The 13,886-nt window shown below is 38.7% G+C and carries 18 protein-coding genes; 9 read left to right on the plus strand and 9 right to left on the minus strand.

Annotated elements, in window-relative coordinates; genetic code table 11:
- Positions 1–3 precede the first annotated feature (3 nt).
- The 4 genes from AC1Z3T_RS11545 to radC form a co-directional block, all read right to left on the minus strand.
- A complete protein-coding gene (locus tag AC1Z3T_RS11545) occupies positions 4–486 on the minus strand; it encodes an ankyrin repeat domain-containing protein (RefSeq protein WP_009586955.1) in 483 nt (160 codons plus the stop codon).
- Positions 487–592: 106 nt separating this feature from the next.
- On the minus strand, positions 593–877 hold the full coding sequence (locus tag AC1Z3T_RS11550) for an antibiotic biosynthesis monooxygenase family protein (RefSeq protein WP_004825107.1): 285 nt from the start codon (positions 875–877) through the stop codon (positions 593–595).
- Between the two features lie 98 nt (positions 878–975).
- The gene (locus AC1Z3T_RS11555; protein ID WP_004825105.1) at positions 976–1,887 is read right to left on the minus strand and encodes a bestrophin family protein; all 912 of its coding nucleotides are present in this window, start codon (positions 1,885–1,887) and stop codon (positions 976–978) included.
- Between the two features lie 38 nt (positions 1,888–1,925).
- A complete protein-coding gene (radC, locus tag AC1Z3T_RS11560; RefSeq protein WP_034707928.1) occupies positions 1,926–2,660 on the minus strand; it encodes a RadC family protein in 735 nt (244 codons plus the stop codon).
- Positions 2,661–2,762: 102 nt separating this feature from the next.
- Here radC and coaBC point away from each other — a divergent pair, with 102 nt between their 5' ends.
- The 6 genes from coaBC to AC1Z3T_RS11590 all read left to right on the plus strand — a co-directional run bounded on the left by coaBC (position 2,763) and on the right by AC1Z3T_RS11590 (position 7,376).
- Positions 2,763–4,028, plus strand: a complete 1,266-nt coding sequence (coaBC, locus tag AC1Z3T_RS11565; RefSeq protein WP_005033953.1) for a bifunctional phosphopantothenoylcysteine decarboxylase/phosphopantothenate--cysteine ligase CoaBC — start codon at positions 2,763–2,765, stop codon at positions 4,026–4,028.
- 164 nt (positions 4,029–4,192) lie between these two features.
- Positions 4,193–4,567: a cytochrome b562 gene (locus AC1Z3T_RS11570; protein ID WP_004825098.1), complete on the plus strand. Its 375-nt coding sequence runs from the start codon at positions 4,193–4,195 to the stop codon at positions 4,565–4,567.
- A 380-nt stretch (positions 4,568–4,947) separates the two neighbouring features.
- Positions 4,948–5,799 carry a bifunctional transcriptional activator/DNA repair enzyme AdaA gene (locus AC1Z3T_RS11575; RefSeq protein WP_100884466.1) on the plus strand — a complete coding sequence of 284 codons (852 nt, stop codon included), beginning with the start codon at positions 4,948–4,950 and terminating at the stop codon, positions 5,797–5,799.
- On the plus strand, positions 5,786–6,523 hold the full coding sequence (locus AC1Z3T_RS11580) for a 2OG-Fe(II) oxygenase (RefSeq protein WP_046760887.1): 738 nt from the start codon (positions 5,786–5,788) through the stop codon (positions 6,521–6,523). Before AC1Z3T_RS11575 ends, AC1Z3T_RS11580 begins: the two co-directional genes overlap by 14 nt.
- Positions 6,524–6,526: 3 nt before the next feature.
- Positions 6,527–6,772 (plus strand): Ada metal-binding domain-containing protein, encoded by a 246-nt coding sequence (locus AC1Z3T_RS11585; protein ID WP_005033946.1) that lies wholly within the window; start codon positions 6,527–6,529, stop codon positions 6,770–6,772.
- Positions 6,759–7,376: an alpha-ketoglutarate-dependent dioxygenase AlkB family protein gene (locus AC1Z3T_RS11590; RefSeq protein WP_100884467.1), complete on the plus strand. Its 618-nt coding sequence runs from the start codon at positions 6,759–6,761 to the stop codon at positions 7,374–7,376. The genes AC1Z3T_RS11585 and AC1Z3T_RS11590 overlap by 14 nt, the downstream gene beginning before the upstream one ends.
- 12 nt (positions 7,377–7,388) lie before the next feature.
- Here AC1Z3T_RS11590 and AC1Z3T_RS11595 read toward each other — a convergent pair whose 3' ends face one another.
- The 5 genes from AC1Z3T_RS11595 to rsgA form a co-directional block, all read right to left on the minus strand.
- Positions 7,389–7,862 (minus strand): DUF4184 family protein, encoded by a 474-nt coding sequence (locus AC1Z3T_RS11595; protein ID WP_100884468.1) that lies wholly within the window; start codon positions 7,860–7,862, stop codon positions 7,389–7,391.
- A 145-nt stretch (positions 7,863–8,007) separates the two neighbouring features.
- Complete coding sequence (secB, locus tag AC1Z3T_RS11600; protein ID WP_004825088.1) at positions 8,008–8,466, minus strand: protein-export chaperone SecB; 459 nt, start codon at positions 8,464–8,466, stop codon at positions 8,008–8,010.
- A gap of 32 nt (positions 8,467–8,498) precedes the next feature.
- Positions 8,499–8,756 carry a glutaredoxin 3 gene (gene grxC, locus AC1Z3T_RS11605; protein WP_004825086.1) on the minus strand — a complete coding sequence of 86 codons (258 nt, stop codon included), beginning with the start codon at positions 8,754–8,756 and terminating at the stop codon, positions 8,499–8,501.
- A 16-nt stretch (positions 8,757–8,772) separates the two neighbouring features.
- Entirely contained in the window at positions 8,773–9,183 is a 411-nt protein-coding gene (locus AC1Z3T_RS11610; protein WP_004825084.1) for a rhodanese-like domain-containing protein, read from the minus strand.
- A gap of 91 nt (positions 9,184–9,274) precedes the next feature.
- Positions 9,275–10,333: a ribosome small subunit-dependent GTPase A gene (gene rsgA, locus AC1Z3T_RS11615; protein WP_009586965.1), complete on the minus strand. Its 1,059-nt coding sequence runs from the start codon at positions 10,331–10,333 to the stop codon at positions 9,275–9,277.
- A 124-nt stretch (positions 10,334–10,457) separates the two neighbouring features.
- On the opposite strand from rsgA, the gene orn reads away from it, so the two are divergent.
- From orn to AC1Z3T_RS11630, 3 genes are all read left to right on the plus strand, one after another.
- On the plus strand, positions 10,458–11,015 hold the full coding sequence (gene orn / locus AC1Z3T_RS11620) for an oligoribonuclease (RefSeq protein WP_009586958.1): 558 nt from the start codon (positions 10,458–10,460) through the stop codon (positions 11,013–11,015).
- Positions 11,016–12,046: 1,031 nt separating this feature from the next.
- Positions 12,047–12,781: a Bax inhibitor-1/YccA family protein gene (locus tag AC1Z3T_RS11625; protein WP_005033931.1), complete on the plus strand. Its 735-nt coding sequence runs from the start codon at positions 12,047–12,049 to the stop codon at positions 12,779–12,781.
- A 158-nt stretch (positions 12,782–12,939) separates the two neighbouring features.
- A complete protein-coding gene (locus AC1Z3T_RS11630; RefSeq protein ID WP_005033929.1) occupies positions 12,940–13,743 on the plus strand; it encodes an enoyl-ACP reductase FabI in 804 nt (267 codons plus the stop codon).
- The last annotated feature ends 143 nt before the right edge of the window (positions 13,744–13,886 follow it).

The following is a 13,886-nucleotide window of genomic DNA, read 5'->3' on the forward strand; positions in this document are numbered from 1 at the left end:
TGACTACAAAGAATGAGTTTGGTATTGTTGCACCAAGCTGATACCTTCTGGAAATTTCATCAACAATGCCAAATCATAAGGGCTTTTCGCAGAGCGATTTTTGCTGTTTAAATCAGCACCATTTTCCAGTAATAGCTTGACCAGATCATAGTGTTGTTGAGCATTAAAAATAGCAGTCCAAAGCGAAATATTTCCTGAATGATCTTGCAGTGACAAGTCTGCGCCATGTTCGATGATTGCGCGAGCAATACCGATATTATTTTTATAAACAGCTATCAAATGTAATGCTGTCTGTCCTTGATTATTTTGCAAATTTACATCAATGCCAAGCTCAATTAGTTTGAGCGCGATGTCATCTTGTTGATGTTGCAAGGCATACATCAGCAATGATGAACCATCAAGCTGTTGATTGAGGGTTTCAGGGGTGAGTTTTCCTAAAGCAGCGTTGCTTTCGCCGTGTAAAATCAGTTGGAATAATTCTGACATCGCTAAGTCCTTTTATAATTATATTTGGTCTGCCAATTTTAAGCGTTTTATGAAGAGATTGTCGATATTTCAGCTGTCGCAAGCATCTGTGAAGTGTCAACAGATGTTAATACGATCTTGTGATTTCACAAATTTCGACACGAAAGTTTTTATACCACTGCAGTTTGCCAATCCTTTGAGCTGCTTGATGTTCTGCATCTTTATGCCATGCTTGGATATCTTCTAGTGAGTTCCAATAGGAAAGCGCAATTTCAAAGTCATTTTCGCAAATCGATTCAAATTTTTGACAGTTAAATTGAGTCAGCGCTTTTTCTCGTAAATGCTGCGCGGTTTGAATATAGGTCTGATCAAGTACATTGACCTGAGCTTTAAAAATAACCACATATTTCATATTTTATCCCTAGCTCTATATCACAGACATCATTCGATGTTGAATCCGCTTGGAAGCATGCTTGAGTTACTTAAGATCAGTTCTCAAGCGATTCTGCATTAAAGTAAATTATGATCCTGTGCTTGAATTGGTGGTGGGGTAGGTTTACCTAGGGTTCCGAGCAGTTCAATTTCAATCATACGAACCATCGAGTCGAGTGGTAAGTCATTGCTTTGAGTACCAAAAGGTTCTTCAATCTCAGTACTTAAAGCATCTAAGCCGAGAAATGTATACGCCAAAATGCCCACCAATAACGGTGTGGCTAAACCCAATAATGAACCTAAGCTAAATGGAAGCATAAAGCAGAAAAAATAGACAGTTCGATTTAATAAAACTGAATAGGCAAATGGTAAAGGTGTCGTAGCAATACGATCACAACCTGTTTGTACCAAACTGAGTTCATTAACATGCTCATTGAGCTGAGTGTAGATGATGTCTGAAATCTCACCTTCTTTCAAAGCTTGCATCAGTTCCCATTGAATCAGACTCAGGGTGTATTGCGGTGCATTGGTCTGTTGGTAGAGTTGGGTTAATGCTTGAGGACTCATACCACTAGTTTCGACCAGAGCATCGGGATTGGCAGTTTGATGTCGTAAGCGATCTCTCAATAAGTTTGCAAAAACAATGACATGTTGAATAATTCTTTCGCGACGACCTTGCGGAAAAATACGGCAGTCACGGTCAAAGTGACGCGCATTTGCAATCAACATTCCCCAAAGCTTACGGGCTTCCCACCAACGGTCATAACATGCTGTGTTTTTAAAGCCTAAAAAAATAGACAGGACAACCCCGATAAGGGTAAAACCGACCAGAGGAAGCTCAGGAAAACGATATAAATCAGTATATTCAATTCCACCTACGATGGCAGAGATGAGCATCACAAAACCTAGCGGTGGTAACACTTTTGGCAGAATCGTACCACGCCAAGACAGGAGTAATTTAAGAGTATCGTTTTGATCGCGGACAATCATGTTTTTAAGTCTATAATTTTTTAGTGATCTTCACCGCTTCAAGGATACTTGTCAATCTTATTTGCAGGGAAAGTTTTAGATTTGATGAGTCCATGTTCAGTAAAGGAATAGCTTTGTTCAGCGGCGATGATCATATGATCTAATAATTCTATTTCAAGCAGTTGACAGGCTTTGAATATTTGCTGAGTTAGATCGTAATCTTCACGTGAAGGTTTTGCTAAACCTTTAGGATGATTATGGGCAATGACAATAAACGTCGCCTGTTTTTGTATGGCATGGCGTAATAATTGATTGATCGAAATGTTGCAGTAATTGATAGAACCAAAAAATAACTTTTTAAAGCTTAACTTGCGTAATTGGCTATCTAAACAAAGCACAGCAAAGACTTCTTGTTGTTCTCCAATCAATTCATAACGTAAATAATCTCGAATTAAATCAGAACGACTTAAGTCCATACCTTGTTGGAGTTGATGTTTAAGATAGCGACGACCTAATTCTTTAACTGCCATCAGTTGCGAATATTTAGTTTCTGCAATCCCATGGAACTGACGAAGCTCTTCTAAAGAGGCATCAAAGACTGCATTTAAATGTCCAAAATGCTGAATCAATATGCGTGATAATTCGACCGCAGAGTGCTGTTTAGAGCCTGAACGAAGGAAGATTGCCAAAAGTTCGGCATCGGATAAACTGTGTGCCCCTTGCAAGAGTAATCTTTCACGTGGGCGTTCTTGTTCGGGCCATTGTTTGATTGAATGGTTCATGGTTTTCCACATTTTTAATTTATTGTACTTTTCATTTTTCTCCCGATAACTGCTTGGGAGATAGACTATTTAATGCTATTGTGAGCGCCACTGCAACAGAAAGGTAGCCTGATCGTGAGTTTCGATCTCAGTGTGTTTTCTAATAAAAATATTATTCTTGCTGTCACTGGCGGTATTGCTGCCTATAAAAGTGCCATACTTGTACGTCGTTTAAAGGATTACGGTTTTAATGTCCGTGTTGTGATGACGCATGGTGCACAAGCATTTATTACACCGCTGACTTTTCAGGCATTGTCAGGTAACCCCGTTCATACAGAATTATTAGATCCTGAAGCAGAAGCAGGGATGGGACATATTGAATTAGCACGTTGGGCAGATCTGGTTTTGGTTGCGCCAGCCAGTTGTGACACGATTGCAAAATTTGCTGCGGGATTGGCAGATGATTTACTCAGTACGCTTTATCTGGCAACAAAAGCACCTGTTTGGGTTGCCCCTGCAATGAATCAACAGATGTGGGCTGCCAAACCTACTCAACGTAATTTAAACACCTTGGTTGAAGATGGTGTGCATGTGATCATGCCAGAAGCAGGCTCTCAAGCTTGTGGCGATGTTGGCTTAGGGCGTATGCCTGAACCAGAAGATCTCGCAGAACAGGTTAAAAATTATTTCCATCAGGCACAACGTGCGATTGCGGAAAAATTTGGCTTATTGGCAGGAAAGCGTGTGGTGATTACCGCAGGACCAACACGTGAAGCAATTGACCCCGTCCGTTATATTTCTAACCACAGTACAGGAAAAATGGGTTTTGCCATTGCAGCTGCGTGTTATTCAGCAGGAGCAAAAGTCACCTTATTGGCAGGACCAGTCAGTTTAGATACCCCGAATGGTGTGCGTCGTATTAACGTCTCTTCAGCAATCAAGATGCTGGATGAGAGCATGCATCAACTCGAAGAAGGTTGTGATGTTTTCATCGCAACTGCTGCTGTTGCGGACTATCGTGTGGCTGAAGTTGCTGAGCATAAGATCAAGAAAGCAGGTGATGAACTCAATGTTTCCCTAGTTAAAAATCCTGATATTGTGGCGACGATTGCACAACAGTCCAAGCGTCCATTTATGGTGGGTTTTGCTGCTGAAACACGCAATGTTGAAGAGTATGCAGCAGGAAAGCTAGTAGCAAAAAAACTCGATATGATTGCATGTAATGATGTTTCACGTGCAGATATTGGTTTTGCTTCAGATCAAAATGCAATGACGGTGTTTTTTGCTGAGCAATATCAAATGGAAAAACGAGACCTGGAAAAAGCATCTAAACAAGAAATTGCTCAACAGTTGGTTGAAGCGATTCACGATGCTTTAAATCACAAAATTGAGCCTGTATAGATTTTCTTGGTCGGTTTTAAATATAAAAATGCAACGATTTCGTTGCATTTTTTATTTGCTATTTTTTGTGGTTTTAAACTATGTTTAATGTTGAATATGGATAATAGCTGTACTTTCATTCCCGTTGATAATTCACAATAGCCACAGTTTTAAGGAAGATCACAATGATCAAAAAAACTTTAGCCACCGTAATGATGATGTCTGCTTTGAGTTTGAGTTCAATGAGTTTTGCAGCAACTCTGCAACAGAATATGCAGGCATTGGGTAAAAACTATAAAGCATTTAATCAAACCACAAATCCAGCAGAAGCCAATAAAGCACTAGACAACATGCGTGCGGCTGCAACAGATGCAAAAAAAGTTAAACTGAAAGGTCGTGGTGATGCCAGTGCGCCAAGCTCAACACAACTTTATGATCAATTGATTGCACAGATTGATAAAACGCAAGCCTTAGTCAAAGGTGGACATTTAGATCATGCCAAAATGGAAGGCAAAAAAATTGCTGAAATTCGTGATCAAGGCCATAAGATCTATCAATAGTCTTACTGCGGAACTATGCATTTAGATGATTTATAAATAAGTCAAAATTATAGATCATATATTTATATACGTTCATTAACGTGATCCATATGGTTATAAAGCTTGCAATGCCACACTTTATAATTTACGTGTAGTGATAGCTCATCACGACAAAGAATCAGGTAAATTTATATCGCTTGCGTATGAACGACTTGTTTTTTTGACTAACGCAATTTCGAAGAATAGATTTATCCATTTAAAAAGCCGCTAGTTTAATGACTAACGGTTTTTTATTGTATGGTGATTTTTAAACGATATTGAATCACTAAACTCAGCATGATTCGGATTTGTTCATCACTTTATCTTTGTTAAGTTATAACGAGAAGATCAGGAGAAATGTGATGCAAGAGCAAAATCACTTTGCACGTATTGCAAAAGCCATAACCTATATTCAGCACAACTTTAAAGCACAGCCGAGTCTCGATGAAGTGGCGGCGCATATCCATTTAAGCCCTGCTCATTTTCAACGCTTATTTACTGAATGGGCGGGAACCAGCCCTAAAAAATTCTTGCAATATATTAGCTTGGAACATGCCAAAACATTATTAAAGCAAGATCATTCGGTATTTGATGCGGCTTATGATACTGGGCTTTCCAGTACCAGTCGTTTGCATGATTTATTTATACAAATAGAAGGGATGACGCCGGCTGAATATAAGCGTGGTGGTGAAGATTTAACGATCCATTATCAATATGCTGAAAGCCCATTTGGAACTGTTTTGGTGGCATCTACAGCGAAAGGCATTTGCTTTATGTCCTTTGTAGACAACGAGCAGGAAAGTTTTGCTGCAATGCTCGAAAAATTCCCCAATGCTCACTTTTATCAACAAGCAGATGTACTCCATGAGCATGCTTTGGCAATTTTTTCATCTGATTTTTCATCTGAGAATCAGCCATTAGGACAAATTAAACTTCATTTAAAAGGGACTGATTTTCAGCTAAAAGTCTGGGAAAGTTTACTTAAAATTCCAATGGGACAATTAACCACCTATGGTGATTTAGCGGAACAAGTGGGAAATCCTAAAGCCTCTCGTGCAGTGGGTACGGCAGTGGGGCACAACCCCGTGGCATTCTTAATCCCCTGTCATCGAGTCATTCAAGCCACAGGCGTACTCGGTGAATATCATTGGGGTAAAAGTCGAAAAATGGCGATGATTGGTTGGGAAGGTGTTCAAACACATGTCGACATTTAATATTCAACAGGCTCAAGTCCTGAGTGAGAAAATTAAGCACTTAGACTGGACAATAATCCATGAGCAGCTCAATCAGCAAGGTTATTCACACATTGAGAATTTTTTATCCGATGAGCTTTGTGAATTAATCAAAGCACATTATCACCATGAAGATTTATACCGTAAAACTGTCAATATGCAACGCTATCGTTTTGGCGAGGGTGAATATAAATATTTTCGTCACCCTTTACCCAATTTATTGCAATTGCTGCGTACACAGTTTTACTCCCACCTCGTTCCGCTCGCCAATGCTTGGTTTGCGAATTTAAACATCGATCGGCAATATCCAGCATCACATGAAGCATTTTTACAGCAATGTCAGCAAGCGGGTCAAAACAAAGCGACTGTATTGATTTTGCATTATCAACAACATGGTTTTAATACCTTACATCAAGATCTCTATGGTGAGGTTTATTTCCCAATTCAAATGGTGATTTGTCTCAATCAAGCCAATGCTGATTTTAAGGGCGGTGAGCTGGTACTGACAGAGCAAATTCCTCGTGCACAGTCCAAAGCAATGGTGATACAACCGAACAAAGGTGACGTTTTACTTTTGACCACACACTTTAGACCCAAGAAAGGTACGCATGGTTACTATCGGGTCAATATGAAGCATGGTGTAAGTCAGTTAACTGAAGGAGAGCGTTATAGTTTAGGTATTATTTTTCATGATGCAGTGAGTTAAAGCATGATTCAGCATAGTGAAATAGAGAGATTAGCGTTATATAGCAAGCTTAAAAATGCTGAAATTTTATTTGCGGGCAACCAAAAACTAAGAATTTATGGACGTCTAGACTGCGCCTCTGGTAAACGGATGTTAAAAAATAATCGAGTATTCTTTAGTAGTGAAGCGGAAGCTTTAGCATTGCAATATCGACCATGTGGACACTGTATGAAATCAGCCTATTTGAAGTGGAAAAATGCAACAACTTGAATTTAAACCTGAGCAAAATCAAAACTTGCTTCCATATGATGGCGTGGTTCATTATTTTGGAACCATTATGCAAGAACCTGTGGCGCACGCTTATTTTGAGCAACTGTTAAAGACGATTGAATGGAAAAATGATCAAGCGATTATTTTTGGCAAAAAGATCATCACCAAACGTAAAGTGGCATGGTATGGCAATCAGCCTTATGAATATACCTATTCCAACACATCAAAGTACGCCTTGCCGTGGACAAAGCAATTACTGGAACTTAAACAGCAGATTGAACGGATTACAGGTGAAACATTTAATTCTTGTCTGCTTAATCTTTACCACACAGGCGAAGAGGGAATGGCTTGGCACAGTGATGGTGAAACAGATCTAAAAAAGAATGGTGCGATTGCATCTTTAAGTTTTGGGGCAGTCCGAAAATTTGCCTTTAAACATAAAAATAGCCAAGAAAAAGTGGAGATTTTTCTCGAAAATGGCAGTTTACTGATCATGAAAGACACCACACAAACCCATTGGTTGCATCGCTTGCCACCGACCAAAAAAGTCCACACTGCTCGGATTAATTTGACCTTTAGAACGATTGTTGAGACGGGTGTATAAAAATTTTTGTTGTTATTTTTCATGCAGCAGAAACAGGATGCCGCCAAAGATAAAGCCAATAAAACAACCATAAAAAATAAAAGAGTAGGGAATTAAATTTAGCAGAAATTGAGTTTGACTGAAGGGATAAAAAGGGTACATGTCTGCATGCATCAAACCATCTAAAAGAATGTGACTAAAACTGCCTGTCAGTGCACTGAGAGTTGCCACTCGCCATGTGATTTGCCAATTTTTTTGTTTGAGTAGTCTGCGCAAGACAAATTTACTCATCACTTTGCCTATGGGAATTGCGATTAAAGCAATCAATAAGGCACCGATTAAATTGTGGGTATAAAGATGTAAAGTATTCCAGCCCAAAATCATACCAAGCAAAGGTTCGATATCCATCAGGACTTGAATACCCGAAAAAATGAGTAAGCTAAAGCGATGATTTCCGATTCCTTTACACGTTGTACCTAAACCTAAATGTAAGGGGGTAATGGGCATAGGTGATTTGTCGTCGTATTTTGATTTTTAAAGTATAAAAAATGCCATGATCAAATTTTGTGAAATTTGAGTGAACTTTATTTTACTGATTCAACAATAAAAAAGACCGCACAAAGCGGTCTTTTCAAACTTAAAATCTAAGAAATTAAGCTTGACCTTCAGCAGCAGCGGCTTGAGCGCGCTCCATATTTGCTTCGAACTCAGCATCAAAATTGATTGGCGTAAGAAGTAATTGTGGGAAGCTACCTTTAGTCACAAGATCGTTCACAGCTTCACGTAAGAATGGGAATAAAATGTTCGGGCAGTATGCACCTAAGATGTAAGGAAGACGATCTTCTTCGATACCATCAATCAAGAAAATACCTGATTGTGTAACATCCACGATAAATGCTGTATCACCTGCATTGTTTGCTTGAACCACGACTTTTAACGATACTTCAAAGTGTGTTGCATCAACTTTTTCAGCAGCAGAAGACAAGTTGATGTTTAATTCAGGTTGCCATTCTTTCGTAAAAACTTGAGCGCCAGGCACTTCAAAAGAAATGTCTTTTGTATAAATACGTTCTAAAGCTAGTTGTGGTTGAGCTTGTTGTTCTTCACTCATTCTTTATTCCTTAAATTTTAAGAAGTGATTAATTACGCAAGTAATTCATCGAGTTTGCCCGCTTTTTCTAAAGCATAAAGCTGGTCGAAACCACCGATGAATTCATTATTAATAAAAATCTGTGGCACAGTACGGTGTTTGGTTTGCTGGATTAGCTCAGTCTTAACCTCAGGTGCTTCTTGATCGAGATTAATTTCGGTAAAAGCAACACCTTTACGCTCAAGCAGAGATTTTGCACGTACACAGTATGGGCAGAAAGTTGTTGAATAAACTTTTACTTCAGCAGACATGTTGAGCTCCTTAAGCTTATTTTTTAGCTTTAACTAATGGCAAGCCTTGGGCTTTCCAGTTACTAATACCACCATCTAGACGATAACTGTCTGCATGACCGACTTGTTGCAAGGCACTACCTGCTACTTGACCTAAGTTACAGATAAAGACTAAAGGGCGATCTGCAGTTTTCAATTCTTCAATATGACTGGCAATTTGGCTGTATGGAATATTGCGGCTACCACTGACATGACCTTCGCGAAAATCTTTCGCATCACGTAAATCAATCAGCATTGCATTTTTGGCTTTCACCAAAATACCAAGGGATTGTGGTGAAATTTTACGACCACTACGTTGTCCTTCAAAAATAAAGAACAAGACAATGAGTGCCCCTAAAATACCAAATAAGAAGGGGTGATTCCCCATAAACTCAAACCAACGTTCCACAAGTCACCTAATTACAATCAAAAACTGCGTCGAGTATAGCGTATATATATGGTGATCAAAATCACCGCTTCAAGGTTATCGCAGAAGAAATTTAATTTTTTTGTTGCGCATCAGTGATTTCTTCAATTAAGCGCAAATAACTTTCCAGACGTCTGGCTAGAATTTGACCATCATCCACTGCTTTTTTAACCGCACATTGCTTTTCATGGGTATGCGTGCAATTACGATATTGACAATGTCCAATCAAGTTAGAGATTTCAGGAAAACCAGCATCAATTTTTTCAAGGCTTAGATGCCACAGTCCAAACTCACGGATTCCTGGTGAGTCAATCAATGCACCATTTTCACCAAAGCGAATTAAACGTGTTGATGTTGTCGTGTGTTGTCCAAGTGCTGAGTTTTCAGAAATGATGTTGGTTTTCTGTTCTGCATCGGGAACAATAACATTAATCAATGTACTTTTGCCTACACCCGATTGACCTACAAAAGCGACGGTTTCATTGTCTAAACGTTGCTTCAGTTCGCTAATATCACCTTCAGACTGTGTGATCAACACTTCATAGCCCAAGTCTTGATACTCTTTGATGAGATCTAAAATTGGGTCACTGTCTTTGAGTAAGTCGGATTTGTTCAAAACCAACAGCACAGGAATATTGGCATCTGCACAAGCCACCAAATAACGATCAATTAAGGTAGGTGCAGGTTCTGGTAAAGGCGCAAAAACAATCACGATCAAGCTGATATTGGCTGCCACAGGTTTGACCTTGTGGTAACGGTCTGGGCGAGTTAACAGTGATGTTCTCGGGTGAATTGCTGTGATAATGCCTAAACCAGTATTGGGGTCTGCCTGCCATTTAACTTTATCCCCTGTGACCAACAATTCAAGATTGGTACGGGTATGACAACGCCAGACACTACCGATTTCAATCGGTTTCCAAAAGGGTTCAGGTTCGCCTGCTTGAACAATAGGTTTTTGTGGATGTTGAGCGGGTGTAGAAAGGGCTTGTACTTCGAGTTGTCGTCCATAATGCTGAACAACCAGACCTTCTAGGTCGTTGGAAGTGTCGATTTCTTCTTGACGTGTTTTATGTTGTTTCTGAATGCGGCGTTGCTGCTGTTCAGTCAAACGACGTTTACGAATTAAAGCCATTCATGTCCTAAAAAAACCTTGAAAATGAGAAGGCAAAAATACCATGATGAGCGAATGAATTACAGCGCAGAAGTAAGAAATTTGCTACTATTCATTTTTTTATTGACCTAATAAGATTGACTCTATGAGCAGTACACTGGATACCCGCTTAATTTGGATTGACCTCGAGATGACAGGTCTAGATACTGATAATGACAAGATCATTGAAATCGCAACCATTGTGACAGATGACCATTTAAATATTTTGGCGGAAGGTCCAGTACTTGCAGTGCATCAATCAGATATTATTCTCAATGCAATGGATGAGTGGAATACCAAACAACATGGTCAGTCAGGTTTGATCGAGCGTGTACGTCGCAGTAAACTCACAGCGCAAGATGCGGAACAACAAACCTTAGAATTTTTAAAGAAATGGGTCAGTCCGAAATCATCACCGATGTGTGGTAATTCAATCTGCCAAGATCGCCGCTTTATGCATCGTTTAATGCCAGAGCTTGAGCAATTTTTCCATTATCGTAATTTGGATGTATCGTCTGTTAAAGAGTTGGCAAAACGCTGGAGACCAGAAATTATGAGTGGTCTTAAGAAAAATGCATCACATTTGGCGATGGATGATATTCGCGACTCAATCGCAGAATTAAAATACTACCGTCAATATTTCTTTATTGAGAATAAAGACTAAGCCAGTTTGGGTGAGATGATCAGCTGTGGTACTCACCCCCTAAGTTTGTTGCTGTTGCTCTTTGGTATTCAAAGAGCAACATCGTCTGACTATATTGGATTGGTTTATTCAGTCAAGTTATGCCTACATCGTTGATATAAAATTTTCAATCTCAACATCGCTCGTGTAAGTTATCGTCAATCTGTTGAAAACTTATACAGTAAGATATAATTTCAATAGATCAATAAAATCAATGCTACGAACATTTTGTTGAATAATATAAAGCATTTCAATGCCCCGCTTTATTGTTAAAGTTTAAATAGATTTGCGTAGGCGATGTTTTACTTTTCAGAGATGAAAAGATAACAAAAATCTTTTTTCGGTCAAAGGGGATATCCATATCCCCCTTGACCGACGGCGGCATCCATGCCGCCAACCGCGATAGCGACATCGTCTGACTATATTGGCTTGGTTTATTCAGTCAAGTTATGCCTAATTGGATAATATAAAACTTCAATCTCAACATCGCTCGTGTAAGTTACAGTCAATCTGTTGAAAATTTTTACATTAAATATAATTTCAATAGATCAATAAAATCAGTGCTACGAACATTTTGTTGAATAATATAAAGCTTTCAATGCCCCGCTTTATTGTTAAAGTTTAAATAAGCTGAGTTTGATCTAAAAATCTTGATAAAACATGAGACTCGGAAAGGTTATCTGCAATATGTGAGGAGATCACATGGCTTTACTAAAATACGTTCAGTCACATCATGGATTGGGCTTTATCGAGTTTAAACTCATCTAATCATTTATTTATAACAAGTTTATTCATCTTTCAATTGTTAGATATAAACTGATATATAGGTATATATCAGATTGAAACAAGGGAATTTTTAATCTCTTTTTTACTATGAATTTTAATTTTTTAAGCTATACTGAAAGCGATGTCTTCTGACAACTCGTTACAAAAAAGAGCAAGCAGTTCAAATTGTTTGCATAAAAAACGTTTTAATATCTTTTTATATTTGAATTATTACAAAGAGATTGACTATGCAAAGTAATAACCCAATTTTAACGCGTGCGGAAACGTATGCGGATTATGAACAGCCAATGACCATACAAGGCGCAATTCAAAAGTCTATTTTATTGACTGTGATTGCTGCGGTATTGGGTGTTGGAATTTTCTTTTATAGCTTTAGCACCATGAATGTAGGAATTGCATACGCTGCTACAATGGTCGGTGCAATTGGTGGTTTGATTTTAGGTTTAATTGCGACATTTAAACCGAATACAGCACGTGTGTTGGCGATTCCTTATGCATTCTTTGAAGGTGCATTTTTAGGTGGTGTTTCTGTCATCTTCCAATTGAAGTTCCCAGGTATTCCTTTACAAGCGCTTTTGGCAACTTTTGTCACAACTTTGGTGATGTTTGGTTTATATAAATTCCAAATTATCCGTGCAACTGAAAAATTTAAATCGGTTGTGATTTCAGCGTCTATCGCCATTGGTTTGGTGTTTGTGGTGCAATTCATCATGCGTTTGGCATTTGGTTCAAGCATTCCGTTCTTATTTGAAAGTAACCTGTTAGGTATTGGTTTTGCTGCATTTGTTGCAGTGATTGCTTCACTTAATTTGATCCTTGACTTTGATTTGATTGAATCTGCTGCTGCACAACGTGCGCCTAAATCATATGAATGGTTATGTGGTATTGCTTTATTGGCAACTTTGGTTTGGATGTACTATTCATTCCTACGTTTATTGAGCTTATTGCAAGGTGATGATTAATCATTACTGATCGAGCAAAATAGATTTGATAAAGACGCACTTTTTACAGTGCGTTTTTTTATATTTTTACTAAACTTTTAAAAAAAGATGCATTATGCAATTTAGTTCTGAGCCAAGACTTGGCATTATGCTTACAAAATTAATCAAGTGAGAATTTCATGGCACAAGGACTATTGGCAGGTAAACGCTTTTTAATCGCGGGTATTGCAAGTAAATTATCCATTGCATTTGGTATTGCTCAGGCATTACACCGTGAAGGTGCAGAACTCGCATTTACTTACCCAAATGATAAATTAAAAAAACGTGTGGATGAGTTTGCAGAACAATTTGGTTCAACGCTGGTTTTTCCTTGTGATGTTGCTGTAGATGCAGAAATTGACCATGCTTTTGCTGAACTGGCAAAACATTGGGATGGTTTGGATGGTGTTGTTCACTCAATCGGCTTTGCACCTGCGCATACGCTGGATGGTGATTTTACGGACGTAACTGACCGCGAAGGCTTTAAAATTGCACATGACATCAGTGCTTATAGCTTTGTGGCTATGGCACGTGCTGCGAAACCTTTATTGCTTGCTCGCCAAGGATGTTTACTGACTTTGACCTACCAAGGTTCTGAGTCTGTGATGCCAAACTACAACGTGATGGGTATGGCAAAAGCATCTTTAGAAGCAGGTGTACGTTACTTGGCTTCGAGTCTAGGTGCAGAAGGAATTCGTGTAAATGCGATTTCAGCAGGTCCAATCCGTACTCTAGCGGCATCAGGGATTAAGTCTTTCCGTAAGATGTTAGATGCCAATGAAAAAATTGCACCACTGAAACGCAATGTGACAATTGAAGATGTTGGGAATGCGGCATTGTTCTTATGTTCACCTTGGGCAAATGGTATTACAGGTGAAATCTTGTATGTCGATGCAGGTTTCAATACTGTGGGTATGAGCCAATCCATGATGGATAGTGAATAAAGTTAAGTATATTTAACTGACTGAATTCAAAACATAAACCTCAATATTAAAATATGAATATTGAGGTTTTTTTACAATTTTTTAAAAATTAACCGATCAATAAACTAGGATTCAATCGTTTTTTTTGATTAAATATAGATAAA

It is taken from the genome of Acinetobacter sp. B-6 (assembly GCF_056930735.1).

Bases quoted from the DNA above. Each gene is read 5' to 3' on its own strand.
- AC1Z3T_RS11545 (WP_009586955.1), bottom strand. From the start codon at position 486: ATGTCAGAATTATTCCAACTGATTTTACACGGCGAAAGCAACGCTGCT.
- AC1Z3T_RS11550 (WP_004825107.1), bottom strand. From the start codon at position 877: ATGAAATATGTGGTTATTTTTAAAGCTCAGGTCAATGTACTTGATCAG.
- AC1Z3T_RS11555 (WP_004825105.1), bottom strand. From the start codon at position 1,887: ATGATTGTCCGCGATCAAAACGATACTCTTAAATTACTCCTGTCTTGG.
- radC (WP_034707928.1), bottom strand. From the start codon at position 2,660: ATGTGGAAAACCATGAACCATTCAATCAAACAATGGCCCGAACAAGAA.
- AC1Z3T_RS11570 (WP_004825098.1), top strand. From the start codon at position 4,193: ATGATCAAAAAAACTTTAGCCACCGTAATGATGATGTCTGCTTTGAGT.
- AC1Z3T_RS11575 (WP_100884466.1), top strand. From the start codon at position 4,948: ATGCAAGAGCAAAATCACTTTGCACGTATTGCAAAAGCCATAACCTAT.
- AC1Z3T_RS11580 (WP_046760887.1), top strand. From the start codon at position 5,786: ATGTCGACATTTAATATTCAACAGGCTCAAGTCCTGAGTGAGAAAATT.
- AC1Z3T_RS11585 (WP_005033946.1), top strand. From the start codon at position 6,527: ATGATTCAGCATAGTGAAATAGAGAGATTAGCGTTATATAGCAAGCTT.
- AC1Z3T_RS11590 (WP_100884467.1), top strand. From the start codon at position 6,759: ATGCAACAACTTGAATTTAAACCTGAGCAAAATCAAAACTTGCTTCCA.
- AC1Z3T_RS11595 (WP_100884468.1), bottom strand. From the start codon at position 7,862: ATGCCCATTACCCCCTTACATTTAGGTTTAGGTACAACGTGTAAAGGA.
- secB (WP_004825088.1), bottom strand. From the start codon at position 8,466: ATGAGTGAAGAACAACAAGCTCAACCACAACTAGCTTTAGAACGTATT.
- grxC (WP_004825086.1), bottom strand. From the start codon at position 8,756: ATGTCTGCTGAAGTAAAAGTTTATTCAACAACTTTCTGCCCATACTGT.
- rsgA (WP_009586965.1), bottom strand. From the start codon at position 10,333: ATGGCTTTAATTCGTAAACGTCGTTTGACTGAACAGCAGCAACGCCGC.
- orn (WP_009586958.1), top strand. From the start codon at position 10,458: ATGAGCAGTACACTGGATACCCGCTTAATTTGGATTGACCTCGAGATG.
- AC1Z3T_RS11625 (WP_005033931.1), top strand. From the start codon at position 12,047: ATGCAAAGTAATAACCCAATTTTAACGCGTGCGGAAACGTATGCGGAT.
- AC1Z3T_RS11630 (WP_005033929.1), top strand. From the start codon at position 12,940: ATGGCACAAGGACTATTGGCAGGTAAACGCTTTTTAATCGCGGGTATT.